Origin of the sequence: Thiosocius teredinicola (assembly GCF_002009425.1) — a bacterium.
GTDB classification, from domain to species: Bacteria; Pseudomonadota; Gammaproteobacteria; order Chromatiales; family Chromatiaceae; genus Thiosocius; species Thiosocius teredinicola.
Genome location: NZ_CP019936.1, coordinates 640,224 through 665,315, shown reverse-complemented (window position 1 = coordinate 665,315; position 25,092 = coordinate 640,224). Strand labels below are relative to the sequence as shown.

Below are 25,092 nucleotides of genomic sequence, written 5' to 3'. Positions count from 1 at the left end.
AAGGACAGCCCAAGGCAGTGTAGTGAGCGCTGGTCGATTCGTAGTCTCGGTTACTCGGCACTTGTCTGATCCGGTGAAAGTCGTCACACCGTCACCCGATTTATCTGCATACCGGGGCGAAGTGGAGAATTTACGCCCTTGTAGCGAGAACCTTTGCCACCGTCGCACCACCTGACGATCGCTGTCCTTCCGGTGTAAGTTATCGGCAACATGTGACTTTTCATCAGTCTTTTATGTGTGACCCAACTCTAGAAAACGCATGCGATCCAATCCCTTTTCTGGATCAATTCGATTTCCACGCCCGTCTGGCCGAGCTGCAGGGAATAACGATCGTAGCGTTCACCTCGGTATCGTGCGGTAGCTGCCGGCATCTGCGCCGCGTGCTGCTCGAGGTCAAATCGTCCCAGCCGACCTGGCACCTTTTCGAGGTCGACGCGGCACGCGACCAGGCACTGACCAACGAATTCCAAGTGTTTCATTTACCAACTATTTTTTTATTTATCAACGGCTCATTTCACCATCAGTTGCAGGCCGAGGCACGCAGCGCGTCGATCATAGAAGCAGTACAGGCCGCACGCGCTCAACCAGCCGAGGAGGCGCCATGAACGCCCCCAGCGGGATCTGGTTGGCGGATGCCCGGCACTGCCCTTCGCCCAACGCCGACGAACGCCCGACCGACTGCGAGACAGACCTGCTGGTGATCCACAATATCAGTCTGCCGCCGGGCGAATTCACAGGCGACTATGTGGAAGACCTGTTCCTCAACCGGCTCGATCCGGCGGCTCACCCCTATTTCGCGACGATTGCCGAGCTGCGGGTTTCGGCACACCTCTTTGTGCGTCGCAACGGCGATTGCATCCAGTTCGTCGCCCTCGACCGACGCGCCTGGCATGCCGGCGTGTCGTGCTTTCAAGGGCGCGAGCGCTGCAACGATTTCTCGATCGGGATCGAGCTCGAGGGCAGCGATGACCAGCCGTTTACCGCAGCGCAATATGAGCGCCTCGCACAGCTCACGGCGCAGATCATGCAACATTATCCGGCGATTACCATCGAGCGCATCACCGGCCATTCAGACATCGCACCCGGGCGCAAGACCGACCCTGGCCCGCTGTTTGACTGGCAACGGTACCGCGCAATGATCGGCCAGGCGTGCTGATACGCGGCACGCAAGATGCCGATCACGTAAAATCGCCCCGGGCAACGGCGCAGCGCCGTGCGTTATGCGAGATTACCTATTCAATGACCATTTTGACCGTACTTGCGGCACTCTTCGTCGAAAGGGTGCTGCAACAACATCGGCCGCAACGCCGGCACGCGTGGTTCGACGGCTATTGCAGCAGCCTGATGCGGTCACCGCTGGGGTCGCGGCTAATGTCGGCGCCATGGGGCGTGATTCTCGTGCTGTTGCTACCGCTGGCAGTCGTCGCCTTGCTGCAGCAGGTCACCGGGTCGATGGGCGGCTTGTTCGCGTTCGCCTACGGCGCCTTCATCCTGCTACTGAGCCTTGGGCCGCGTGATCTCGGCGAAGACACCGACGCCTTCATTACGGCGCGTGACCAGGGCGATCACGCAGCGGCAGATACGATCGCCGACACGCTGTGCGCCGGCGAAACAGCGCGCACCGAACCGGCTCGCTCGCTGGCCGTCGCGCGGGCGATCGTGACGCTCGGCATGAAACGGCTGATCGGCCCGATATTTTGGTTCGTTGTCTTCGGTCCGGTCGGCGCGGCAGCCTACCGCGCCGTTCACCTTGTCAGCGAGCGGGCACGCGATACCGAGTGCCCATCCGGCATGCGAAAGCAGAGTTTCGAGCTACGCAACCTGGTCGACTGGATACCGGCGCGTCTGACGGCGGCCGGTTACGCGGTTGCCGGCAACTTCGATGCCGTTGCCCACGCGTGGCGCACCTTCGACTTCATGCCATCACGAACCGACGACAGCGAAGCCGACCAGCTGCTCGGCGAAACCGGCTTGGCTGCACTCGACACCTTCGACGAAGAACTGCTGGAGGCCGACGCGCACGGCGCGGTTTCACTGGACGCGACCTTGATTCCGCCAATCGTCGAAGATGCCGCTGCGCTCGTCTGGCGCACCCTCGCGATGTGGGTCACGGTGATAGCCGGGGGCAGCCTGGTTGCGGCGTTCGCTTGATCCGAACCATTTCCACCAGCCTTGCGCTACTGCTCTGCAGCATCGGTTCTTGTTTCGCAGACCCGGTTCACCCCACGGCTGCGGTTGACGATCTCGGGAACACGATTGAGCTTCCGGGTCCGGCACAACGCATTGTCGCGCTGTCGCCCCACGCCACCGAATTGGTGGTCGCGGCCGGTGCGGCCCACCAGTTGGTCGCGGTCGCCGTGGCCAGCCCATCGACACCCGAAACCCACGGGCTGCCGCGCATCGGCGGACCCGGACCGCTCGACCGCGAGTTCCTGCTGTCGCTACAGCCCGACCTCGTTGTCGCCTGGCACTCGGGCAATCGCCGTAGCGATCTCGATTGGCTGGACGCCGCCGGCATCCCGCTTTTTCAAAGCGAACCTGCCTCGCTCGATGACGTCGCCGCCAACATCCGCGCTATCGGGCGTTTGACCGGGCACGCGTCGACGGCCGCGGCCCGCGCTGCAGCCTTTGAGCAAGCAACCGCCACACCGTGTTCTGCGTTGGCATTGCTGCCTGCCTATATCGAGGTATGGGATCGACCGACGATGACCGTGGGCGGTCGCCATTGGATCAATGCCGCGTTGCGCACCGGCGGATTTTCCAACGTGTTTCACGCGCAGGACCGCGGCGTGTTCGTGATCGCCGACGAAGCGGCGTTGAGGTACCGCGGCTATCCCCGGATCAGCCTGAAGCGTACGTTCGACGGTTCAAAAGACGACCGACTCGCCAACCTCTTATCGCGCCCCGGCCCACGGCTTGCCGACGCGGTCGCGGCATTGTGCGACAAACGAAAACGCTTGAACGCGCATGAAGAACCAAGTGTGAAGTCGCGGTCAAGCGACCACACAGCCACTGCAGGTCAGTAGCTGCGCGCCCCGCTGTCGAGCGCATCATCGGCTATCGGCAAGGTGATCTCGATGCTCAAACCGCCACCAGGCCGGTTCATTGCCTGCACCGTGCCTTCGTGCGCCTCGATCACGCGCCGCGCGATCGCCAGGCCGAGTCCATGCCCGGACACCGCAGCACCGTCTCCGCTGCGAAAAAACGGCTGGAAGATCGTGTCGAGGTCGTCAGGGGTAACGCCGGGACCGCGATCGGAGACCTGGATGCGCAGCCGGTGGCGGGTAATGGTCACGAGAACCGTCACCTGGGTGCCGTCGGCGGTGTGCTTGGTAGCGTTGCGCACAACGTTCTCGATGGCGCGCCGCAACAGTTCGTATTGCCCATAGACGTGCGCCTGCACCCCCAGGTGCATGACGATGCTGCGCGTCGACGAACTGAGTTCGAAAGCCGCATCATCAACGATCTCGGTCAACAGCTCACCGATGTCGATTTCGTCGACGTGCCCGCTGTTCACTCCCGCTTCGAGGCGGGACAAGGTCAGCAACTCGCCGACCAGGGCGTCCAGCCGGATCAGCTCGACCTCGATCCGGTCGAGCGACACGCCCAGCTTATGCGGTTGCTGACGCGCCAGATCGATCGCTGCCTGCTGTCGGGCCAATGGCGAACGCAGCTCGTGCGAGACATCGTGCAGCAGGCGTTGCTGGCTCTCGACCATACCGCGCAGCCGGCTGGCCATGCGATCGAAGTCACGTGCCAGGTCGGCCAGTTCGTCGCTACGCCGGCCCATATCGGCACCGGGCCTTACCGCCAGATCACCGCGTGCCGCGGCGTCGACCGCACCGCGCAGACGACGGATGGGACGGGAAAAATAGACAGCCAAAAGCGCACCAAATATCAGGCTGGCAAATAGCCCGGCGATCAATGGAACGAGGGGGAAAATGGCACCCTGGACTCTTTCGGTGCCGGCCGCCACCAAACTGTCCTGCAGCCCCCAGGGACCGGCATTTCCGGCGGTGGTCGTGCGCAGGGCGAGTGCGCTGGTTTCGGCCACCCGCGGCACGCTCGTCAGCACGCTCTCGTAATAGGCGACGGAAACGCATGGGCCGTTCCTCGAAGCCGGAGGTGCGTTGAGGTCACAACCTTCGTAGAGGGGACCCGTGCCGAGGGTCCCGCGCAGAATGAAATCAGACGGCCTTACACCCGTTCCCTGCGCAACATCCACTGCGGGCGGGCGTCGCAACCACAGCGCCAGGCCGACACCGACGGTTGTGGTCAACTGCGCGAGAAAAAAGACCAGGAAAAACTTCCAGAACAGTCGACCCACGTTGTCTCAGTCCGATATCAGCTGATACCCGCGACGAAACACCGTTTTAATACAATCACGCGCGGCCCCATGGCCATCGAGCTTACGACGTATATTGGCAAGATGCACATCGATACTGCGATCGTGGCGTGCCAGCGGGCGACCCAAACCGTGGGTCGATAGCTCCGCCTTGCTGACGACGCGGCCGGCATTGCGCGCCAGCACCTCGAGCAGGTTGAACTCGGTGCTGGTCAGATCGAGCGGTTCGCCGGCGACCTCGGCCTTTCGTTGCGCCGGCCACAGTCGCAGTACGCCGTTGCCGATCGACGCATCGGCGTCGTCGTCATCCTCACCGCCCTGCGCCCGCCGCAGAATGGCACGAATGCGCGCCACCAGCTCGCGTGCGCTACAGGGTTTGGGAACGTAGTCATCGGCGCCGAGCTCCAGGCCGACGATGCGGTCGGTCTCGTCACCCTTGGCGGTGAGCATCAATACCGGTAAACGGCTGTGAGCCCGGATCTGCTTGAGGACCTCGATGCCCGTCATACGCGGCATCATGACATCCAGCACCACGATCGCGTACTGCCCCGTCAATGCCTCGGCAACCGCGGTTTCGCCGTCGTGTACCGATTTGACGTCAAAGCCCTCGGCTTCCAGATACTCCTGCAATATGGCTACCAGTGCGACATCGTCGTCCACCAGAAGCACTGCCATCGAAGACATCTCCTTTCTCCTACTCCTTATATTCTCCGATGATACCGAACGCTCCCTACAAAATAGCAGCCATTTGTGGCGCTTTTACATTGATTAACAAAATCTTAACGCCGATTTTATAGAGCTTTCGATTCCCAAACTGTTGGTGGGCAACAAACGCATCGCCGGCGACTGTGATGAATTCAAACAACAATCAGAAGCCATCGCGTTGACGCCGCGCATTCGCCAAACCCACCAACCGCGGCGACCACAAACCCGGGCCTGGGCGACGCCGTAGGTGGGCCATTATCACTACGCGCTTGCAGGCAATCCTTGTCGTGGTTCAGGAAAAGTCATTCAAGCAGCGCGTGCCGACTGCTTCCACGGGATGACACCAAGCATTCGTCACCCGAGCTGAGTGCCGCAGCGGCCGAGCGCTATCGCAGCCTGGCCGCTACAACCCATGTACTGCTTGGGCCACGACGATTGGCCAACCCTGCACGGCAAACGCGCAGCTCTCGGGTCTTGGGCGGTGAGTGAGTCAATCCTGCCGCAACCGGGGAAACAACCCCCCGGCTGCGATCCTGAGCGCGTCGCCGGGCCGATCAGACGAAGCGACGCGTCTCCCCGTCGCCGGTCACGTTGCTTACACAACGCCCACAGAGCTCGGGATGCGCTTCGTGCGACCCGACGTCTTCACGATGATGCCAACAACGCACGCACTTGGCGTGCTCGCTGGCCCAGGCAGCAACGCGCAGGCCCGGTACATCGGTATCGATGGCCTCGCCCGGCGCGTCGGCCAGCGGCGCCACGCGCGCATCCGAGGTGATCAGCGCGAAACGCAGCTCGTCGCCGAGTAGTTCGAGCACTGCTCGCAACTTGTCATCGCAATACAGTTCAACCTCGGCGTCGAGCGACGAACCGATCACGCCTTCTTTGCGCATCATCTCGAGCTGCTTGGCGACCGCGGTCTTGATGCGTGTGATCTGTGTCCAAGCGGCATTATCCAGCGGACCTTGCGGTGGTGGCTCGAGACCGGTGTACCAGGTTTCCATGAACACCGAGTCGCTGCGCTCACCGGGCATGAAACCCCACACCTCGTCGGCGGTAAAGCTCAGCACCGGCGACATCCAGCGCACCATGGCCTCGACGATGTGGTACATCGCGGTCTGGCAGGAACGCCGCGGCAGGCTGTCGGCCTGCGTGGTGTACTGCCGGTCCTTGATCACATCAAGGTAGAAACCGCCCATATCCGCGACGCAGAAATTGAGCAATTTCTGGTAGATCAGGTGGAAGTTGTAGTCGGTGTAGGCCTGCGCGATCTCCTGCTGCAGCTGGTAGGCGCGGCCGACGGCCCAGCGATCGAGCATGATCATGTCGCCGGCCGCCACACAGTTGCTCGCCGGGTCGAATCCTTCGAGGTTGGCGAGCAGAAAGCGCGTGGTGTTGCGGATACGCCGGTAGGCGTCCGCCATGCGCTTGAGGATCTCGTCCGACACGGTGATCTCGGCACGATAGTCCGTCGCCGCCACCCACAGGCGGATGATGTCGGCACCCAGCGTCTTCATGACGGTCTGCGGCGAAAGGGCATTGCCGAGCGATTTCGACATCTTCTTGCCGTCGGCATCGACGGTGAATCCGTGGGTGAGCACGCCTTTGTAGGGCGCCTTGCCGTACATCGCGACCGAGGTCAGCAATGACGACTGGAACCAGCCGCGATGCTGGTCGGAACCCTCGAGATATAGATCGGCCGGGCGCACCAGCTCGGCGCGCGGCTCGAGCACACAGGTGTGGGTGACGCCCGAGTCGAACCAGACATCGAGTGTATCGGCGACCTTGTCGTAGTTTGCCGCGTCATCGCCCAACAGTTCTTCCGGCGCCAGATCGAACCATGCCTGGATGCCGCCCTGCTCGACACGCTGCGCGACCTGTTCCACCAGCGCGGCGGTGTCGGGATGCAGTTCACCGGTCTCCTTATGGACGAAGAAGGCAATCGGCACACCCCAGGTGCGCTGACGTGAAACGCACCAGTCGGGCCGGTTTTCGATCATGCCCTCGATGCGCGCCTGCCCCCAATCCGGGGTCCAGGTGACCTGCTGGATCTCGTCCATGGCCGTCGACCGCAGGCCCTTTTGCTCCATCGAGATGAACCATTGCGGGGTCGCACGGAAGATGATCGGCGTCTTGTGCCGCCAGCACACCGGGTAGCTATGGGAAAATTTCGATGCCTTGACCAAGGCGCCGTGTTCTTCGAGTACCGCAATGACGTGCTCGTTGGCCTTGAACACATGCTCACCCTCGAACAGCGGCGTGCCCGGCAGGAAGCAGCCGTTGCCGCCGACCGGGTTGTCGACCGGCAGGCCGTAGCGCTGGCCGACGATGTAGTCGTCCAGACCGTGACCGGGTGCGGTATGCACCGCACCGGTACCGGCTTCCAGCGTAACGTGCTCGCCCAACACGATCGGTACCTCGCGTTCATAGAACGGATGGTGCAGCATCAGGCGGTCGAATGCCGCCCCGACCGCCCGACCAAGCACGGTGTAGTCATCGATACCCCATGCGGGCATAACGTGGTCGAGCATGCCGTCGGCGACCATCAGGCGTTCGCCGGCCACCTGCACCAGCACATATTCGAGGCCCGGGTTTAGTGCCACCCCCTGGTTGGCCGGCAGCGTCCAGGGCGTGGTCGTCCAGATGACGACCGAGATATCGCCTTCGCCAGGACCAGCCTCAGTCAGATCGAATTTGCCCAACAGCGCCTGCTGGTCGACTGCCTTGAAGCGCACGTCGATAGCAAAAGACTCTTTGTCTTTATATTCGACCTCGGCCTCGGCCAGCGCCGAACCGCAATCGGTACACCAATGCACCGGCTTGGAGCCCTTGCTGATGTGACCCTGCTCGGCGATCTTGCCCAGTGAGCGGATGATGCCGGCCTCCTGCACGAAGTTCATCGTCAGGTAGGGATCGTCCCAATCGCCGATCACGCCGAGACGCTTGAAGTCGACTCGCTGTTTGTCGACCTGCTTCATCGCATACTCGCGGCAGGCCTGGCGGAACTCGGCGGCGCTGACTTTGTGGCCCGGTTTGCCGACCTTCTTCTCGACCTGCAACTCGATCGGCAGGCCATGGCAGTCCCAGCCGGGCACATAGGGCGCGTCGAAACCGGCCAGCGTGCGGCTTTTGACGATGATGTCCTTGAGTACCTTGTTGACTGCATGGCCGATATGGATCTCGCCATTGGCATAGGGCGGCCCATCATGCAGCACGAATTTCTCGCGCCCGGCGCAGGCCTCGCGAATCTTCGCGTACAGGCCTTCCGCTTCCCAGCGTTTCAACATTTCCGGCTCACGCTGAGCCAGGTTGGCTTTCATTGGAAACGCAGTCTGCGGAAGGTTCAGCGAATCCTTGTAGTTGTTACTCACGGACATAACCCGGTTACTGTAAAAAATTTGGTTTGGGCGTCGGTTTCGGCGTCTGAAGATCAGACCGATCGACGCTGGTCGATCTGCGGCGCGTTCATAATCTCACGCGCCCGGATGACGTCGCGCTGAATCTGCTCACGCAGCGCGTCGAAAGAGTCGAACTTGCGTTCGTCACGGATGCGCTCGACAAAATCGACCTCGACATGGTGACCGTACACCTCGCCGTCGAAATCGAACAGATGCACTTCGAGCAAAAAGCGGTCGTCACCTGCAAGCGTCGGCCGGTTGCCGATGTTCGCCACACCCGGCAGCGGGGTGTCGGCGATGCCCAACACCTCGACCGCGAACACGCCGCGGATCGGCACCGAGCGCCGCATCAGCGGCACATTCAGAGTTGGAAAGCCGATCGTGCGACCGCGCTTGTAGCCGTGACCGACATGACCGCAGATACGATAGCGCCGCCCCAGGCAACGCTCGGCCTCGGCGAGATCGCCGGCCTGTAACGCCTCGCGAATGCGCGTGCTGCTGACGCGCTCACCGCCGTCAGCGACGGTCGGCAGGCTTTCGACGCCAAAGCCATGCTCGGCGCCCATCGACTTGAGCAACCGGAAATCGCCGGCGCGGCGCTGGCCGAAACGGAAATCGTCGCCTACGTACAAATGGTGGATGCCGAGCTTTTCGACCAGCACGATCTGCACGAAATCACGCGCATCGACCGCGGCAAACGCCGCATCGAAACGCACCAGCAGCACCCGGTCGATATCGCAGGCATGGATCGCCGCCAGCTTCTCGCGCAGCTTGGTCAGGCGCGCCGGCGCTTGCTCGGGACGGAAGAACTCCATCGGCTGTGGCTCGAAGGTGATCACCAGGGACGGCAGACCGGCAGCGCGCGCGCGGCGCGTCAACGCAGCAAACACCTCCTGGTGGCCCAGGTGGACGCCGTCGAAATTACCGATTGTCGCCACGCACCCACGATGTTCGGCGCGCAGATTGTGCAATCCCCGGATCAGCAACACGCTATGAATTCTGCCAGCTCAACGTAAGCGGAGGATTATAAAGGCATGTGTGCCCAGAACCAGTAGAACTCTTACGCGGGCCACAAAGAGAAAAACCCGATGACGGTCCCTGTCATCGGGTTTTGCCACCTCGGCACTGTGTTCGGCCCTTCCTGGACCCAGCGACTTCCGTGTCGCCCGTACCTCCATGTACGTCAGTCGGTATCTTGCGGTGGTGGGCTTATTATTCCGACGGGCGGCGGTAGCGACAATCGCCGCTCTCCCATGCCCACGTCAGATAATTCCGAGGATCAGGATTCTTTCGTCCTATGGGCCAATATCAATCCGTCGATCAGCAGCAGCGCGACCCCTAAGGTAATGGCGCTGTCGGCCAGATTGAAGGAAGGAAAATACCAGTCCTCCCAGTGCCATTGCAGAAAGTCGACGACCTTTCCGAGCCAGATCCTGTCGATCAGGTTGCCGACCGCACCGCCGACCACCATGGCCAGGCCGACCGCAGTCCAGCGCTCATTGTCGCGCAGGCGGCTCAGCCAGACGGTCATGACGACGACCAGAACGACGGCGATAGCGGCAAAAAACCAGCGCTGCCAGCCACCGGCATCGCTCAAAAAGCTGAACGCCGCACCCGTGTTGTAGACCAGCGTGAGGTTGAACACCGGCCAGATCGTCAGCACCTCGTAGTCCTCGAAGGCAGCCATGATCCAGAACTTGCTCGCCTGGTCGAGCACTACGACCGCCAGGCTCAACCACAGTAACTTCGGCATCAGCGACGCCCCCCGATATTCCCGGCACGCAAGTCACGCACCCGCATTCCGAACAGCAATAGAACCCCCAGGTAAACCACGCCTCCCACAGCCACCAGGCCGGCCAGCCAACCGGCCCGCAACGATCGAGGCGCACCGATCCAGTCAGCCAGTGACGGCGAAACCCACCATAACACCAGCGCCATCGCGGTCGCCGCCACGCCGACCTTGACGAACAGCGCCGTCCAGCCCGCATACGGCTGATACGCCTCATCGCGGCGCAAGGACCTGAACAGCAGATACGCGTTGACGTAGGCAGAGAGGCTGGTGGCCAGCGCCAACCCGGCGTGTTGCAGTGGGAAGATCAGCGCGATGTTGAACACCATATTGGTAGCCATCGCGATCATGCCGATTCGCACCGGGGTTCGCGTGTCCTGCCGCGCGTAGAACCCGGGCGCCAAGACCTTGATCAGCATGAACGCCAGCAACCCGACCGCGTACGCCATCAGGCTACGCTCCGCCATGCTGACATCGTGCGCGCCGAACACGTCGGATTCGAACAACGTGGCGATCATCGGCCCCGCGAGCGCCACCAGGCCAACCGCCGCCGGGATTCCGAAGATCAACGTCATCCGCAGCCCCCAGTCGAGCGATTGGCTGAATTTCGCGGCCGATTGCTCGGCCTGGTGGCGCGACAACCTTGGCAGGATAACGGTCGCCAGCCCTACGCCGAGGATTCCCAGCGGAAACTCAACCAACCGGTCGGAGTAGTACAGCCATGAAATACTGCCGGTCTCAAGGAACGACGCAAGCACCGTGTCGAGCAGCAGGTTGATCTGGGTGACGGATACCGCGAACAGCGCCGGCACCATCAATTTCAAAACGCGGCGCACGCCCGGATCGTGAAACCCGGGCTTGGGGTGCGGCAGCATGTCGATTCTTTTAAGAAAAGGCAGTTGGAACACGAACTGCGTGATACCGGCGATGAATACGCCCCAGGCCAACGCCACGATGCCCTCGTCCATCAGCGGCGTGAGCCACAAGGCCGCGCCGATCAGGCAGATGTTGAGCAGCACCGGGGTGAATGCGGGCACCGCGAACTTGTCGTGGGCGTTCAGGATTCCACCGGCAAACGCCGTCAGCGAGATAAAAAACAGGTAGGGAAAGGTCAGCCGCAGCATGTCGGTGGCCAGCGCGAGCTTCTGCGTCTCATCGTCCATGACCCAGCCAAAGGCGAATACCGACACCACCAGCGGTGCGGCGATCACGCCGATCAGCGAGACGATCAGCACCACCAATCCGAGCGCCCCGGCGATGTGGTCAACAAACGCCTTTAACGTCTGATAATCGCGCTGGGTTCGGTATTCGGTCAGCACCGGCACGAACGCCGTGGCGAACGCCCCCTCGGCGAACAGGCGACGCAGAAAATTGGGGATCTTAAAGGCGACAAAAAAAGCGTCGGTCTGGCCGCTCGCACCAAACACCTGGGCAAATACCAAGTCGCGGACGAATCCCAGTATGCGCGATATAAACGTGTGGGCGCTGACGGTCGAAAGCGATCTGAACAGAGACAGCGTGAGTTCCTCCGGAAAGCGGCGATTATAGAGGTATGTGCGGACGCTTTTGGTGTCTGCTCGACACTTGACAAGGTTGGGGCGCCTCCGGATAATCCGCCCTCTTTCGTAACGCCGATGTATCAGGAGACCTGGATTGGCCAACTCAGCACAAGCCCGCAAACGCGCCCGTCAGGCGGAGAAGCGCCGTCAGCACAATGCCGGCCGTCGCAGCATGATGCGCACTGAGATCAAAAAGGTCGTAAAGGCCATCGAAACCGGTGACAAAGACGCAGCACAAAACGCCTACAAGGCCGCTGTACCGGTACTCGACAGCATGGCTACCAAGGGCCTGATCCACAAGAACAAGGCAGCCCGCCATAAGAGCCGCCTGAACGCGCAGATCCGCGCCCTGTAAGGCGCCGCGGAATGCGAAAAAAAACCGGCCAATGGCCGGTTTTTTTGTGCTTTGCGAAACTTTACGCAGTTGTAGGAATTGTCCTACACGCGCAAGAGCCGGCATCGATTTCTGACCTCGGGCGCCTGTGGCAAAGTAGATCCGTCGTCGACAAGGACTCAACGGATTGACGACGTGCCAGGACGGCGCCGCACGGATCACAGAGTTTGCCAACCAAGCCAGACGACATAAGCCCCGGGCGATGGATTGCCCGGGGCTTCCTTTTTTTAGACACCGCACACCAGCTACGAACGCTGTTCCGGTTACGACAGCACCAGATTGTCGCGGTGTATCAACTCTTCCTCATCGACATAGCCCAAGATCGACTCGATTTCGCTCGAGGCCCGTCCACGGATCTTGCGCGCCTCTTCGGCCGAATAGTTCGCCAGGCCGCGCGCCACCTCGACATTCGACTCGTCGACACAAACCACCATCTCGCCGCGCCGGAACTGGCCGTGCACGTCTTTGACGCCAACCGCCAACAGGCTGCGCCCGGATTCACGCAATACCCGCACCGCGCCGGCATCCAGCACCATGCGGCCACGCGCCTGCAGCTGGCCGGCAAGCCAGCGTTTGCGCGCGGCGTCCGGCTCCTGTGACGGGGTCAACAAAGTGCCGACATCGTCGCCCGCTTTGAGGCGCTGCAACACGTCCGGCAAACGCCCGTAGGCGATCACCGTCGCCGTCCCCGAGCGCGCCGCCAATCGCGCCGCCCGCACCTTGGTCTGCATGCCACCCTGGCCCAGCGCACCACCGCCGCCGGCCATGCGCTCGAGCGTGCGGTCGTCGGCCTGGGCATGTGAGACCAGCGTGGCATCGGTCTTGATACGCGGATCGGCGTCGTACAGGCCCTGTTGGTCAGTAAGTAGAACCAGCAGGTCGGCCTCGATCAGGTTGGCCACCAGGGCCGCCAGCGTATCGTTGTCGCCGAAGCGCAGTTCGTCGTTGGCGACCGCGTCGTTCTCGTTGACCACAGGTACCGCACGCAGGCCGACCAAGGCACGCAGCGTGCTGCGCGCGTTCAGATATCGCTTGCGGTCGGACAGGTCGTCGTGGGTGAGCAACACCTGCGCGGTATGCAGGCCACGGCGCTGAAAGCAACTTTCCCAAGCCTGCACCAGACCCATCTGACCGATCGCTGCGGCAGCCTGAAGCTCGTGCAGGCTGGCCGGCCGGCGCGCCCAGCCCATGCGTTTCATGCCTTCGGCCACCGCACCGGACGAGACGATCACCACTTCGTTGCCCGCCTCGATCAGGTCGGCGACCTGGTCGACCCAGTGACGCAAACGCTCGCGGTCGAGACCTTTGCCGTCACCGGTTATCAGGGCGCTGCCGATCTTGACGACCCAGCGCCGTGTAGTGGTCAACCGTTCACGCATGATCAAGACGTTAGTGGATCATAGGGTGCGTTGTCATCTTCGGCGGATGCCGGGCCTTCACCACCGGCATCGGCAGCACGCAGCTCCACGAGCTTGGCACCCAAGGCCTGCACCAACGGCTCCAGCCCCGCGCGCGTGACCGAAGAGATCGCGAACACCGGCCCCTCCCAATCCAGTTCGGCCAGCAAGGCCGCCTGACGCTCCGCAAAGGTCTCGTCGTCGAGCAGGTCACGCTTGGTCAACACCAGCCAGCGTTCGCGTTCGGCCAGTTCATGACCGAATTTCTCGACCTCGGCCTCGATGCAGCGCACCGCCTCGGCCGGGTCCGAACCATCGATCGGCGCCATGTCGACCAGGTGCAGCAGCAGACGGGTGCGCGACAGGTGTTTGAGGAACTGAATGCCAAGACCGGCGCCTTCCGCCGCACCCTCGATCACGCCGGGAATGTCGGCGATGACAAAGCTCGCATCCTGGCCGACCCGCACCACCCCCAGGTTCGGGTACAGCGTGGTAAACGGATAGTCCGCCACCTTGGGCCTGGCGCTGGATACGGCAGTAATCAGGCTGGACTTGCCCGCGTTGGGCAACCCGAGCAGACCGACGTCGGCCAGCAGCACAAGTTCGAGATGCAGGGTGCGGCGATCGCCCGGCGTCCCGTGGGTCGACTGCCGCGGGGCGCGATTGGTGCTGCTCTTGAAGTGGATGTTGCCGAGACCATGGTGTCCGCCGCGCGCAACCAGCAGCTCTTCGCCATGCGCCATGACCTCGCCAATGTATTCTTCGGTATCGGCGTCGTGCACGCGGGTGCCGACCGGCACCCGGACCAGCAGGTTCTCGCCCTTGCGCCCGGTCATCTGCCGGCCCATGCCGTTCTGGCCGCGTTCGGCGCGATGGTGACGCTGATGGCGAAAATCGACCAGCGTATTCAGACCGCTGTCGCCGACCAGCAAGACGCTGCCGCCGTCACCGCCGTCACCGCCATCCGGGCCACCTTTGGGGATGAACTTTTCGCGCCGAAAGCTCACGCAGCCGTTGCCGCCATCCCCGGCCTCGACCTTGATAATCGCTTCGTCGACGAATTTCATGCTTCAGCTCCCGCGCTTGCCCGGTTTGCAGTGTGTCGTAACGAAAAAAGCCCCGTCGATCGACGAGGCCTTTTGCTGCGGTCTGCTAGACGACGGTCAGGCCGGATCGACACTCACAAACTTGCGATTGTTCGGGCCCTTGGTCTCAAAACGTACCGTGCCGTCAGCCTTTGCGTACAGGGTATGGTCCTTGCCGCAGCCGACGTTTACGCCTGCATGAACGCGGGTACCACGCTGGCGCACGATGATGCCGCCTGCATTGATAACCTGGCCACCGAAGACTTTGACGCCGAGGCGTTTGCTTTCTGAATCGCGGCCGTTCTTGGAGCTACCGCCTGCTTTTTTATGTGCCATGCTGGATTCTCCCTCAACCGGCGCTGATGCCGGTAACTTCGAGCTCGGTGAAGGCCTGGCGATGACCCTGGCGCTTCATGTGATGCTTGCGGCGACGGAACTTCACGATCATCACCTTCTTGCCACGACCGTGCGATTTCACGGTTGCGGTGACCTTGCCACCGTCCAGAAAGGGCGCGCCGACTTTGACGTCGTCGCCGTCAGCAACCATCAAAACCTTGTCCAGCTCTACGCTGGCGCCTTCTTCGGCGTCGATCTTCTCGACTTTAAGGGTTGAACCCTGGGCAACGCGATATTGTTTGCCACCGGTCTGGATAACGGCGTACATGACCGTAAAACTCCCTTGATCTGATTCGGATCGCCGACCTGGTGGCCGACGGAAAGAGGCGGAATTCTATAGATTGGCGATTGTGCCGTCAACTCTAGAGCATCAACATGTTTAGGGCATCCACAAGCAAACGTGCGCCTTGACAGAGCAAAACCGGCTTCCCTAGGATGCGCGGCAGTTTTTGCCCATAAATCCTTAGCTTATGGAATTCCCCAGCATTCGCGAGCTGATCAAGGACGATCTGAAGGCAACCGACGCCTTGATCCTCGACCGCCTCAGTTCGGATGTGGTGCTGATCAACCAGATCGGACACTACATCGTCAACAGCGGCGGCAAGCGGCTGCGCCCGGTCATTGTGCTGCTCGCGGCCCGCGCACTGGGCTACCAGGGCAGCGACCACATCGATCTGGCAGCGATCGTCGAGTTCATCCATACCGCCACGCTGCTGCATGACGATGTCGTCGACGATTCAGACCAGCGGCGCAACCGCGATACGGCCAACGCCGTATGGGGCAATGCCGCGAGCGTTCTGGTCGGCGATTTTCTGTACTCGCGCGCCTTTGAAATGATGGTTGCCGTCGACTCGATGCGCGTGATGGATGTGTTGTCGCACGCAACCAACCGGATCGCCGAAGGCGAGGTATTGCAGCTACTCAACTGCAACGACCCCGACACCGACGAACAGCGCTACCGCGAGGTTATCCTGCGCAAGACCGCCACCCTGTTCGAGGCGGGTGCGCGCCTCGCCGCCATCATCAACAACAACGACGAGCAGACCGAGGCCGCCATGGCCGCGTACGGCCAGCACCTGGGCATGGCGTTTCAAATGATCGACGACGCGTTGGATTACGGCTCGTCGGACCAGGACATCGGCAAGAACATCGGTGACGATCTCGCTGAAGGCAAGCCGACACTGCCGCTGATACGCGCCATGCAGCAGAGCGATTCGAACACCCGCGACATGCTGCGCGCGGTCATCGAAAACGGCGGCACCGATCGTATCGAAGAGGTGCTTTCAGCGATTGAATCCACCGACGCAATCGCATACACTGCGCGGCTCGCGTCAGACGAGGCCGCCAAGGCCAAGCAGGCTCTCGAAGCCCTTCCCGCTTCCGTTTACCGCAACGCGCTTGCCGCTGTTGCCGATTTCTCGGTGAGCCGTTCGTTCTGATCGTCGACTTTCTATCGGAGTGTAGCTCAGCTTGGTAGAGCACCGTCTTCGGGAGGCGGGGGTCGAAGGTTCGAATCCTTTCACTCCGACCAATTTAAAGAAACAGCCTGCTGGGCTGTTTTTTTATGCCTGCGATGCTTGCCGGGCACCCGGCAAATCCCCCAATTTTCATGGCATTTCTTCTGCGAATTCTTGAGCCAGTCTTGGGTCAACAGCTTTTAGCAAGCAGTGCAGAGGGAGTACCGATGGCAACGACCCATACCCAAGAACCCCTTGTCTACGAACCGATGAAGCTGCCGCCGCGGCGCAAGATCGCGCGCCATGCCGGCCTGCAGTGGTTGACCGAAGGCCGGCGCTACCTGAATCAGACCAAGGGCATCGCTATCGCTTACGGCGCCGTGTTTGCAGCCATCGGCATGGCGATCACCTGGCTCGGCTTCAGCGAACCCCAGTTCGTCTTCACTTTCTGGTCGGGCTTTCTGCTGGTGGGGCCTTTGTTCGCCATGGGGCTTTATCGGATTGCCCAGCTCGTCGATCGCGGCGAGACCCTGCAACTGCGCACCTGCTGGCGGACCATGCGTAACCGACTCGGCTCTGTGGCGCTGTTCGGCCTGCTGCTGGCCGTCGTCATGATCGCCTGGATTCGCGTATCGACGCTGATCGCGGCGCTCTACGTCGGCAACATCGCCGGCACGTCGAGCTTCATCAATGCGATGGGCACCGCTGAAGGCATCGGATTTCTGCTGACCCTGTTCGGCGTCGGCGCCATCTTTGCCGTCATCATGTTCGCGCTGACGGCCTGGTCCCTGCCGATGGTGCTCGACGCCAAGGCGGACTTCGGCACCGCGATCGCCGCCAGCGTCAAAGCGGTCGTCGAGCAGCCGATACCGATGCTGATCTGGGGCGGTATCGTCGCCGGCCTGACCCTGATCGGCATGCTGACCGCCTTCGCCGCCTTTATCGTGATCTTCCCATGGCTTGGTTTTGCCACCTGGGCGGGCTACAAGGACCTGTTCGGCCGCGACTAGCGGCGATCTACGGCAACAAAAAAGGCGGCCCGACGGCCGCCTTTTTTGTGCCGGATATCAACCTCAGGTCAGGTCGTAACCACGCTCTTCGTGCAGCACGATATCCAGACCGGTGATCTCCTGTTCTTCGCTGACCCGCAACCCGAGCAGTGCGCCGACGACCTTCAGGATGATCCAGGTAACCACCGCGGTGAACACTATGGTCGCGATCACGCCGGTGAACTGCGCGAACAACTGGGCGCTCATGTTCGCATTGACCTCGTGAAAACCGTACCCGCTGAATACGCCGAGACCGGTTGACGAAAAGATACCCGCCATCAGCGTACCCAGAATGCCGCCGACGCCGTGCACCGGGAACACATCGAGCGAGTCATCGATCTTCAGGCCACGCTTGATGAACAGCGTGGCGTTGAAGCAAACGAAACCGGCCAGGATGCCGATGATCAAGGCCCCGCCCGGGCCAACGAAACCGGAGGCCGGGGTGATCGTGCCCAGACCGGCAACCATGCCGGTGACCGCACCCAGCGCGCTGGGCTTGCCGAACCTGATCCATTCCATCGCCGACCACACCATTGCACCGGCGGCGGCCGAGATGTGGGTGACCAGCATCGCCATCGCCGCATCGCCATTCGCCGCCAAGGCGCTGCCACCGTTGAAACCGAACCAGCCGACCCACAACATACCGGCGCCCATGACGGTCATCGTCATGTTGTGCGGCGGCATGGCCTGGGTTGGGAAACCGCGTCGCGGCCCCAGCACCATGGCGGCGACCAAGGCAGCGACACCGGCAGTGATATGCACGACGGTGCCGCCGGCGAAGTCATACAGCCCCATCTCGGCCAACCAGCCGCCGCCCCACACCCAGTGGGTCACCGGAACGTAGACCAGCATCAGCCACAGGGCGCTGAACAGCAGCATCGACGAGAACTTCATGCGCTCGGCAAAACCGCCGATGATGAGCGCGGGGGTGATGATCGCGAAGGTCATCTGGAACAGCATGAACAGCGACTCGGGTATATCGCCCGACAGCGTGTCGCGGCCGATGCCCGACAACATGACCTTGCTGAAGTCGCCGATCCACTGGTTGCCTTCGCCGAAGGCAAGGCTATAGCCCGCGACCAACCACATCACGGATGCCATGCCGGCGATGGCGAAACACTGCATCAACACCGACAGCACGTTCTTGCTGCGCACCAGGCCACCGTAGAACAGTGCCAAGCCGGGCAGCGTCATGAACAGGACCAAGGCAGTCGAGGTGAGTATCCAGGCGGTATTGCCACCGCTCGCGGCCGCCTCCTGAGCCATGACGCCGGTGGAGAGCAACGCCAATGGCAGCGCCAACAATGCCCCTCGAAATGCACTAAGTTTGATCATGCCTAACCTCTCGATCTGTTGTTTTTAGGCTCACGGGCCGACCCGACGCAGAACAGCGCCGACACCGTAGGCTATTGAATTTTATTGAGATTGCCAGAATCACACGACGATTCAGGCAGCGATCCGGCGCGCTTGCCGAAATCGACCAGGCGCCAATGATAGGCAAAAAAGAAGGCTGATGCCCGTTTCGGGGCATCAGCCAATCACCAAGGGGAGTCTCAACGAACTCAATGTTCGTTGCGGACATTGCTGTCCGTACGCAATCAGACCCGGACAGCGAGCAGAAAGTTTCAGTCGTTCACCGGATATTCGATCCCGCGCTCGGCCAACCACCGCCGGAAGCGTTCGATTTTGGTATCCAGGTCACAGGTGGGTGGCAGGCTGTCCAGATAGTGCCCATAGGCCTCGCGCAGGGCAATCTGTTCATCGCCGTCGAGATCGTTCCAATCGCGCGCTGTTTTGTCGTCGATCATCGTCGAAATGGCCCCGAAAACGAAAAAACCGGAATCCTTGCGGAATCCGGTTTTCTGCAGATGGTAGCAAGGGGCGGACTTGAACCGCCGACCCCCGCATTATGAGTGCGGTGCTCTAACCAGCTGAGCTACCTTGCCAAATAAGGCGCGGAACTATAGCGGCCCGTTGTGTAAATTGTCAACGAAAGCGGCTTAAACGTTGAAGCGGAAGTGGATAACGTCGCCGTCCTGCACGATGTAATCCTTGCCCTCCAGGCGCAACTTGCCCGCGTCCTTGGCGCCATGCTCACCGCCGCAGGCGACGAAATCGTCGTAGGCGATAACCTCGGCACGAATGAAGCCACGCTCGAAATCGGTATGGATCACGCCGGCCGCCTGCGGAGCGGTGGCCCCCACCTTGACGGTCCAGGCGCGCACCTCTTTGACCCCGGCGGTGAAATAGGTCTGCAGGTGCAACAGGTGGTAGCCGGCGCGCACCACACGATCCAGGCCGGGTTCTTCGAGCCCCATCTCGGCCAGAAACTCGGCCTTCTCGTCGTCCTCGAGTTCGGCAAGTTCCGCCTCGATCGCGGCGCATACCGGCACCACCTCGGCGCCTTCGGACTCGGCATGTTGGCGCACCGCGTCGAGATAGGGATTGTTTTCGAAGCCGTCGTCATTGACGTTGGCTATATAAAGAGTGCGTTTGATCGTCAGCAGGTGCAGATCGCGCAGTTCGAGTTTGTCGTCATCGCTCAGCTCCATCGCGCGTACCGGTTGACCCGCGTCCAGTTGGTCTCGCACCCGGGCGAGCAGGTCGCGCTTGGCCAGCACCTTCTTGTCGCCGGTCTTGACCAGCTTTTCCGCCTTCTGCAGCGCCTTCTCAACCGACTCGAGGTCGGCGAGCGCCAACTCGGTATTGATGACCTCGATATCCGACAAGGGATCGACCTTGCCGGCCACGTGCACGATGTCGTCGTTTTCGAAACAACGCACGACCTGTGCGATGGCGTCGGTCTCGCGGATATTGGCGAGAAACTTGTTGCCCAGGCCCTCGCCCTTCGAGGCGCCGGCCACCAGGCCGGCGATGTCGACGAACTGCATCGTCGTCGGGATCACATTCTGCGGTTTGACGATATCCGCCAGCACGTCGAGACGACGGTCGGGCAGCGGCACCACGCCGACGTTCGGATCGATCGTGCAGAACGGGTAGTTTTCCGCGGCAATCGTCGCCTTGGTCAGGGCATTGAACAGGGTGGACTTGCCGACGTTCGGCAGCCCCACGATACCGCATTTGAAACCCATCTCCGCTCTCCTGTTCCCGACCGTTCGAAAAGGCGGGCAAGGATAGCGGAAAAGCCGCCCGGCGAGAACTCAGTCGGTCTTCGGCGCGCGGTTGTAGACGTCTTCGAAACGCACGATATCGTCCTCGCCGAGATACGAGCCGGACTGTACCTCGATGATCTCCAGCGGGATCGATCCGGGGTTTTCCAGACGGTGACGGGTGCCGATCGGGATGTAAGTCGACTGGTTTTCGCTGAGCAGGAACACCTTGTCGTCGCAGGTGACCTGCGCCGTCCCGCTGACCACGATCCAGTGCTCTGCGCGGTGGTGATGCATCTGCAGTGACAGCGAGGCACCCGGCTTGACGCTCAACCGCTTGACCTGGAAACGCTCGCCAACATCAATCCCCTCATAAGCACCCCAGGGACGGTGAACCCGACGATGGAACTCGCTCTCACAGCGCCCTTCCTGGTCAAGGTGTTCGGTGATTTTCTTGACGTCCTGCGCATGGTCTTTATGCGCAACCAGGACCGCATCCGATGTCTCGACGACGATCAGGTCCTGCACGCCCACGGCAGCAACGATGCGATGCTGCGAATGCAGCAGGTTGTCGTGCGAATTCACCGCGATCACGTCGCCGTGACAGGCATTGCCGACACCGTCGCGTTCTGAAACATCCCACAGTGCCGCCCAGGCGCCGATGTCCGACCAGCCGGCATCGAGCGGCACCACCAGGCACTCGCCCGCCTCTTTGGACAGTGGTTCCATCACGGCATAGTCGATCGAGTCAGCCGGCGATGCGGCAAACTCATCCTGGTCGGCGCGGTAGAAGTCGAGATCTTTCTGACCGTCGTCATACGCCTTGCGCACGGCCGCCGAGATGTCGGGCCGGAACCGTTCGATCAACTCGAGCCAGCGCGTGGCGCGCATCAAGAAGATGCCGCTGTTCCAATAGTATTGGCCGCTCGCGACGTACGATTCTGCGGTCTCGCGATCGGGTTTCTCAACGAAGGCATCGAGCGTGTAGGTGTTGGCGTCGACCGATGTTCCCGAGCGTATGTAGCCGAACCCGGTCTGCGGCGAATCGGGCACGATGCCAAAGGTGACGACCTTGCCGGCCATGGCGTGCGGCAGGCCCGCGGCGACGGCCCGCGAGAACGCCTTGAGATCTTTTACTGCGTGGTCTGCCGGCATCACGATCAACACCGGGTCTTGATCGGCGGCGTCGAGCGCGGCGAGCGTCAGCGCAGGCGCGGTGTTGCGGCCGACCGGCTCGAGCAGGATATTGCCGGCGGCATGGCCGCTGCTGCGCAACTGTTCGGCAACCAGAAACCGGTGCGCCTCATTGCATACGATCAGCGGCGGAAGAATCTCGGCGTTGTCGCGCAGACCGTCGACCCGCGATGCGGTCGATTGCAGCAACGTGTCGTCATCAACCAGAGAGAGAAACTGTTTCGGATAGGCGCGACGCGAGAGGGGCCACAAACGGGTTCCGGAGCCGCCGGAAAGAATAACGGGCTGAAGCTTGGTCACAGGGGCACTCTCTCGACGAAAATCTGGTCGGATTACAGCAGCCGACGAAACCCCTGGTCAAATATACGATCGCGATGCGACTGGCAGATCACATCTTGCAGATGTCATCCACCGCCGCAAGCCGTCAAGAAACTTTAAAGAGTTTGTCGAAATTGGCGATGCGCAGAATTTCGCGGATGCTGTCGTTGCTGTTGCGCAACTCAACGCTGCCGCTCTTTGCCCCATAATCGCGCAGCTGAAGCAACATGCCCAATGCCGAACTGTCCATGTACTCAGCTTTGCCCAGGTCGACGACGAACTCCTTCGAACCACGCTCGTAGGCCTTGTAGGCCTGCATGAACTCCTGGTGCATCGCGAAATCGAAACGCCCACTGATATGCAGCGTCACGACCTTGCCATCACTCGATACCGTGTTGTTGATAGGCATGTTTTACCCTCGCCTTTCTTTCCTTATTGCAACCGCCGGCCCGCTCACGTAACCCGACGTGAAATTCAGAACAGCTCGACGTCGCCTTCCGCCATCGATTGCTGCTCGACCGGATTGTGCTCCTTTTCGAGCTCGCTGGACATGAAACTGTCCAGATCGTCTTTGACCGATTGTAGAGCCGCCGCGTATTGATTGACATCCTGCACATCCGACTGACGCAGCTCGGTCAGACCGGTATGCATACGCCCGATCAGCACGCTGATGCGATCGAGGTGACGGCCCGAGTACTCGGTCAACTGCCTGACGATGTCCTCAAACTGTAGCGAACGCACTGCATCGCCGACCAGGGCATCGATCTCGCCGCCAACCACCGACACCGAATCCAGCGTCGTCTCGACCGAACGATTCACCTCGGTCAGGTTTTCCAGCGCCTGGTTGACCCGGGTCTTCGCCTGGATCGCGAACGTCATGTCCTGCGACGCCAGTTTGGATATCGCCTCGCGCGCCCCATCGATCGCGTCGATCGATTCGCCGATCACGGTGCGGATCTCGTCGTTGAAACGATCAGACCGCTTTGACAGCTTGCGCACCTCGTCGGCCACCACGGCAAAACCGCGCCCGGCTTCACCGGCACGAGCGGCTTCGATTGCCGCGTTCAGCGCCAGCAGGTTGGTCTGGTCGGCGATGACCTTGACGTCGTTCAACAGACCATCGGCGCGCTGCATATGATCGACCATCTCATCGATACGTTCGACCATCGCCATGCTGTTGGCGCTGGTGTTGATCACATAGTCGACGAAGTAACGCAGAACCTCGTCGGTCTGCTCGGCGAACCCGGCATCCGATTCGTTCGTCCCGCTTTGTTCGTGCATCATCTGCATCATCTGCGCAACGAGGTTGCGCTGGTGACTCGAACGATCATTCAGACCATGAAATGCCGTCTGCAAGGTACCGGTGGCATCACCTACCAGTTCTTTGATCTGCCCCAACTCGCCGCGCATCGCATCCACCACGGTCGACAGGTTGGTTTCAACGTGCGCGACCAGTCCGGTGATCGCATCCTCGACATCGCCGGCGCTGCATTCATGCTCGGCACGCGCGTCGTCGCCCGAATTTCTGCCCGACAGGTAGGCCGTTGCCGCCCAGACGCCCGCAACCAACAAGGCACTCGCCCACGCAGGCAAGGCTACGCCGGCGAACAGACTTGCCACAACGATACCCAGGGTACCGGCAGCTGCGAATATCCAGGACTTGAAGTTTGACGCCATCGGTTGCTGATTCCTTCACGCGCGAAAACCGGGGTGACAGTCCACACCCAATGACATGGCTATCGGCAGATTGAAGCAGATTCTTGAACACCTAGTCTGCGTTGCGGTGTGGTTATTTCTTGATCAGTTCGATCAAGCGCGGTCCGATCTTGTTCAGTGGCAGTATCTCGTCGGCAAAACCGCGCTTGGCCACTTCACCCGGCATGCCCCAGACGACACTGGTTTTTTCATCCTGCACGAGAATCGGCGCCCCGCATTCCTTGAGTTCGCCCATGCCTGCGGCACCATCGTCACCCATGCCGGTCAACATCACACCGATCGCGTTGGGGCCGGCGTTCTGCGCCAATGAACGAATCATTACATCGACCGACGGGCGATGCCGGTTAACCGGCGGCCCGTCGTTCAGCCGACAGACATAGCGCGCGCCGTCGCGCTGTACCAGCAGGTGCCGGTCGCCGGGCGCAATGTAAACGTGACCCGGCAAGATCTGCTGGCCGTCAGCGGCCTCGCACACGGTCAACGGCGTTACCGAATTGGCGCGCTTGGCGAACGGCCCGCTAAATGCGGCCGGTATGTGTTGTGAAATAACGATACCGGCCTGGATATCCATCGGCAGCATGGCGAGCACATCCTTGACGGCCTCGGTACCCCCGGTCGATGAGCCGATGCCGATGATCTTGTCGGTGGTGCGGAAGTGGCCACCGCCCGTACCCGCCTTGAGAATCACATCGGCCGAATGCTTCGCACCGGGAGCCATTGCCGGCTTGGATGCCTTCACGGCACGCTTCTCCAGCGGCTTGACCTTGGCCTTGGCCGCCATCCTGACCTTGCCGATGATCTCGGCGGCATAATCCTTCAACGACTCGGCGACATCGACCTTGGGCTTGGCGACGAAATCGACCGCACCGTATTCCAGGGCGCGCAAGGTCACGTCGGCACCCTGTTCGGTCAGCGTGGACACCATCACCACCGGCATCGGGCGCAGGCGCATCAGGTTGCCGAGGAAGGTGACGCCGTCCATCTTGGGCATCTCGACATCCAGCGTCAGCACATCCGGGTTCAACTGCTTGATCTTTTCGCGCGCGATATACGGATCGGCCGCGACACCGACGACCTCGATATCCGAGGTCTCGGCGAAGATCTGGGTCAGCACCTGGCGGATCAGCGCCGAGTCGTCGACGATCAACAAGCGAATCTTTGGCATGCGAACAGCTCTCCT

At 61.4% G+C, this 25,092-nt stretch carries 24 protein-coding genes and 2 tRNA genes; 8 read left to right on the top strand and 18 right to left on the bottom strand.

The window, feature by feature from the left end; all coding sequences use genetic code 11:
* The first annotated feature begins 233 nt into the window (after positions 1 to 233).
* From B1781_RS03145 to B1781_RS03135, 4 genes are all read left to right on the top strand, one after another.
* Positions 234 to 605, top strand: coding sequence for a thioredoxin family protein (locus B1781_RS03145; protein WP_078118277.1), 372 nt, complete (start codon positions 234 to 236; stop codon positions 603 to 605).
* Complete coding sequence (gene ampD, locus B1781_RS03140) at positions 602 to 1,156, top strand: 1,6-anhydro-N-acetylmuramyl-L-alanine amidase AmpD (protein ID WP_078118276.1); 555 nt, start codon at positions 602 to 604, stop codon at positions 1,154 to 1,156. The genes B1781_RS03145 and ampD overlap by 4 nt, the downstream gene beginning before the upstream one ends.
* An 83-nt stretch (positions 1,157 to 1,239) precedes the next feature.
* Entirely contained in the window at positions 1,240 to 2,151 is a 912-nt protein-coding gene (gene ampE / locus B1781_RS22715; protein WP_125931849.1) for a regulatory signaling modulator protein AmpE, read from the top strand.
* Positions 2,148 to 3,026, top strand: a complete 879-nt coding sequence (locus tag B1781_RS03135) for a helical backbone metal receptor (protein ID WP_164513232.1) — start codon at positions 2,148 to 2,150, stop codon at positions 3,024 to 3,026. Before ampE ends, B1781_RS03135 begins: the two co-directional genes overlap by 4 nt.
* Here the strand turns inward: B1781_RS03135 and B1781_RS03130 are convergent.
* The 6 genes from B1781_RS03130 to murJ all read right to left on the bottom strand — a co-directional run bounded on the left by B1781_RS03130 (position 3,020) and on the right by murJ (position 11,754).
* Positions 3,020 to 4,327, bottom strand: coding sequence for an ATP-binding protein (locus B1781_RS03130; RefSeq protein WP_078118275.1), 1,308 nt, complete (start codon positions 4,325 to 4,327; stop codon positions 3,020 to 3,022). The genes B1781_RS03135 and B1781_RS03130 overlap by 7 nt on opposite strands.
* Positions 4,328 to 4,333: 6 nt before the next feature.
* Complete coding sequence (locus B1781_RS03125) at positions 4,334 to 5,020, bottom strand: response regulator (RefSeq protein WP_078121896.1); 687 nt, start codon at positions 5,018 to 5,020, stop codon at positions 4,334 to 4,336.
* Between the two features lie 584 nt (positions 5,021 to 5,604).
* Entirely contained in the window at positions 5,605 to 8,370 is a 2,766-nt protein-coding gene (gene ileS / locus B1781_RS03120) for an isoleucine--tRNA ligase (protein WP_334223977.1), read from the bottom strand.
* 110 nt (positions 8,371 to 8,480) lie between these two features.
* Positions 8,481 to 9,437: a bifunctional riboflavin kinase/FAD synthetase gene (ribF, locus tag B1781_RS03115; RefSeq protein ID WP_078118273.1), complete on the bottom strand. Its 957-nt coding sequence runs from the start codon at positions 9,435 to 9,437 to the stop codon at positions 8,481 to 8,483.
* A gap of 290 nt (positions 9,438 to 9,727) precedes the next feature.
* A complete protein-coding gene (gene lspA, locus B1781_RS03110) occupies positions 9,728 to 10,201 on the bottom strand; it encodes a signal peptidase II (RefSeq protein WP_078118272.1) in 474 nt (157 codons plus the stop codon).
* The gene (murJ, locus tag B1781_RS03105) at positions 10,201 to 11,754 is read right to left on the bottom strand and encodes a murein biosynthesis integral membrane protein MurJ (protein WP_174575427.1); all 1,554 of its coding nucleotides are present in this window, start codon (positions 11,752 to 11,754) and stop codon (positions 10,201 to 10,203) included. The genes lspA and murJ overlap by 1 nt, the downstream gene beginning before the upstream one ends.
* Before the next feature lie 136 nt (positions 11,755 to 11,890).
* Between murJ and rpsT the strand changes: the two genes are divergently transcribed.
* Positions 11,891 to 12,151 carry a 30S ribosomal protein S20 gene (gene rpsT, locus B1781_RS03100; protein WP_078118271.1) on the top strand — a complete coding sequence of 87 codons (261 nt, stop codon included), beginning with the start codon at positions 11,891 to 11,893 and terminating at the stop codon, positions 12,149 to 12,151.
* Positions 12,152 to 12,453: 302 nt separating this feature from the next.
* Here rpsT and proB read toward each other — a convergent pair whose 3' ends face one another.
* From proB to rplU, 4 genes are all read right to left on the bottom strand, one after another.
* Positions 12,454 to 13,575 (bottom strand): glutamate 5-kinase, encoded by a 1,122-nt coding sequence (gene proB / locus B1781_RS03095; protein ID WP_334223864.1) that lies wholly within the window; start codon positions 13,573 to 13,575, stop codon positions 12,454 to 12,456.
* Entirely contained in the window at positions 13,572 to 14,654 is a 1,083-nt protein-coding gene (cgtA, locus tag B1781_RS03090) for an Obg family GTPase CgtA (protein WP_078118269.1), read from the bottom strand. The genes proB and cgtA overlap by 4 nt, the downstream gene beginning before the upstream one ends.
* Positions 14,655 to 14,750: 96 nt before the next feature.
* Positions 14,751 to 15,008: a 50S ribosomal protein L27 gene (rpmA, locus tag B1781_RS03085; RefSeq protein WP_078118268.1), complete on the bottom strand. Its 258-nt coding sequence runs from the start codon at positions 15,006 to 15,008 to the stop codon at positions 14,751 to 14,753.
* A gap of 13 nt (positions 15,009 to 15,021) precedes the next feature.
* Positions 15,022 to 15,336, bottom strand: coding sequence for a 50S ribosomal protein L21 (gene rplU / locus B1781_RS03080; RefSeq protein ID WP_078118267.1), 315 nt, complete (start codon positions 15,334 to 15,336; stop codon positions 15,022 to 15,024).
* Positions 15,337 to 15,538: 202 nt separating this feature from the next.
* On the opposite strand from rplU, the gene ispB reads away from it, so the two are divergent.
* From ispB to B1781_RS03065, 3 genes are all read left to right on the top strand, one after another.
* Complete coding sequence (gene ispB, locus B1781_RS03075; RefSeq protein WP_078118266.1) at positions 15,539 to 16,507, top strand: octaprenyl diphosphate synthase; 969 nt, start codon at positions 15,539 to 15,541, stop codon at positions 16,505 to 16,507.
* 15 nt (positions 16,508 to 16,522) lie between these two features.
* Positions 16,523 to 16,599: transfer RNA gene (locus B1781_RS03070), tRNA-Pro, on the top strand.
* A 153-nt stretch (positions 16,600 to 16,752) separates the two neighbouring features.
* Positions 16,753 to 17,535 carry a DUF2189 domain-containing protein gene (locus B1781_RS03065; RefSeq protein ID WP_164513231.1) on the top strand — a complete coding sequence of 261 codons (783 nt, stop codon included), beginning with the start codon at positions 16,753 to 16,755 and terminating at the stop codon, positions 17,533 to 17,535.
* 63 nt (positions 17,536 to 17,598) lie between these two features.
* On the opposite strand, the gene B1781_RS03060 is transcribed toward B1781_RS03065, so the two are convergent.
* The 8 genes from B1781_RS03060 to B1781_RS03025 all read right to left on the bottom strand — a co-directional run bounded on the left by B1781_RS03060 (position 17,599) and on the right by B1781_RS03025 (position 25,077).
* Positions 17,599 to 18,909, bottom strand: coding sequence for an ammonium transporter (locus B1781_RS03060; RefSeq protein WP_125931847.1), 1,311 nt, complete (start codon positions 18,907 to 18,909; stop codon positions 17,599 to 17,601).
* Positions 18,910 to 19,199: 290 nt separating this feature from the next.
* Positions 19,200 to 19,382 (bottom strand): hypothetical protein, encoded by a 183-nt coding sequence (locus B1781_RS03055; RefSeq protein WP_078118264.1) that lies wholly within the window; start codon positions 19,380 to 19,382, stop codon positions 19,200 to 19,202.
* Between the two features lie 61 nt (positions 19,383 to 19,443).
* A tRNA-Met gene (locus B1781_RS03050) sits at positions 19,444 to 19,520 on the bottom strand.
* 54 nt (positions 19,521 to 19,574) lie between these two features.
* Positions 19,575 to 20,666, bottom strand: a complete 1,092-nt coding sequence (ychF, locus tag B1781_RS03045) for a redox-regulated ATPase YchF (protein ID WP_078118263.1) — start codon at positions 20,664 to 20,666, stop codon at positions 19,575 to 19,577.
* Positions 20,667 to 20,735: 69 nt separating this feature from the next.
* On the bottom strand, positions 20,736 to 22,178 hold the full coding sequence (locus tag B1781_RS03040; RefSeq protein ID WP_078118262.1) for a mannose-1-phosphate guanylyltransferase/mannose-6-phosphate isomerase: 1,443 nt from the start codon (positions 22,176 to 22,178) through the stop codon (positions 20,736 to 20,738).
* 124 nt (positions 22,179 to 22,302) lie between these two features.
* The gene (locus tag B1781_RS03035) at positions 22,303 to 22,605 is read right to left on the bottom strand and encodes an STAS domain-containing protein (RefSeq protein ID WP_078118261.1); all 303 of its coding nucleotides are present in this window, start codon (positions 22,603 to 22,605) and stop codon (positions 22,303 to 22,305) included.
* A 65-nt stretch (positions 22,606 to 22,670) separates the two neighbouring features.
* Complete coding sequence (locus B1781_RS23530) at positions 22,671 to 23,363, bottom strand: methyl-accepting chemotaxis protein (RefSeq protein WP_408646368.1); 693 nt, start codon at positions 23,361 to 23,363, stop codon at positions 22,671 to 22,673.
* A 622-nt stretch (positions 23,364 to 23,985) separates the two neighbouring features.
* Complete coding sequence (locus B1781_RS03025; protein WP_078118259.1) at positions 23,986 to 25,077, bottom strand: protein-glutamate methylesterase/protein-glutamine glutaminase; 1,092 nt, start codon at positions 25,075 to 25,077, stop codon at positions 23,986 to 23,988.
* Positions 25,078 to 25,092: the final 15 nt, after the last annotated feature.